The sequence below is a fragment of the Stenotrophomonas maltophilia group sp. Smal13 genome (assembly GCF_030236855.1).
Lineage (GTDB): Bacteria > Pseudomonadota > Gammaproteobacteria > Xanthomonadales > Xanthomonadaceae > Stenotrophomonas > Stenotrophomonas maltophilia_A.
On sequence record NZ_JASJSQ010000181.1, the window covers coordinates 1 to 785 of the forward strand.

Here is a 785-nt window from a genome sequence, read left to right on the forward strand (position 1 = left end):
AGGAATGACTGTCCACGACAGAACCCGGCTTATCGGCCGGCTCCGCCTCTTTCTTACGGTAGGCCGAGCATGGCTCGGCTCTACAGTAGAGCCGAGCCATGCTCGGCTGCTCTTCGCCCAGATGCTTGGGATGTTGTTCAACCCGGCGTGCGGTACTGCCCGGCGGAAATGAACTGCTCGAACCGTTCGCACCACACCACTACGGTGGTGTAATCGTCCACGTTGACGCTTTCAGGCACGTCCACCAGGAAACGGTTGAAGGTCTTCACCTCGCCGATGCGCTGGGCCTGTGCCTTGATCTTCAGGAAATCGGCCTTGTTGTCGACGAAGTCACGGACCAGGTACACCTTGTAATCCGGACCCGGACCCATCTTGCCGTCGAACGCGACCTGGCGCGGGCTGACGCTGACGTTGCCTTCCGCCCAATGCACCGCATCACTGCCCTTGAGGTCGCGGCGAAAGGTGGTGCGGTAGGGGGCGTCTTTCATGGCCGCCTGCACCTGCGCAACCGGCGGGTCATCGGGGGCGATCAGGATCGGCAGGAGATAGACGCCCAGGCCGAAGCCCAGGCCGAGGGTGAGCAGGTGGGTGGCGAGCAGGATGAGGATGCGGCGCATGGGGCCTCCTTGTGGTTGCGATCGATCGCGCGGCGAAGTGCCGGGCCTGACCACCCTGGGAGGTCAGGGCCGGGGTATAGGAAGTTCAACCGCCCTTTTTGGCGAGTCTGGCAGGTAGGAAGCGGCCGCGCAAGCGCCGCTTTGGGCACAGATCGGGCACAGATCGGG

General features: G+C 63.6%; 1 protein-coding gene. It reads right to left on the minus strand.

The genetic code is table 11. The features are described 5' to 3' along the window. Positions 1 to 137: 137 nt before the first annotated feature. Complete coding sequence (locus QRO95_RS25265) at positions 138 to 617, minus strand: DM13 domain-containing protein (RefSeq protein WP_047290306.1); 480 nt, start codon at positions 615 to 617, stop codon at positions 138 to 140. Between the last annotated feature and the right edge of the window lie 168 nt (positions 618 to 785).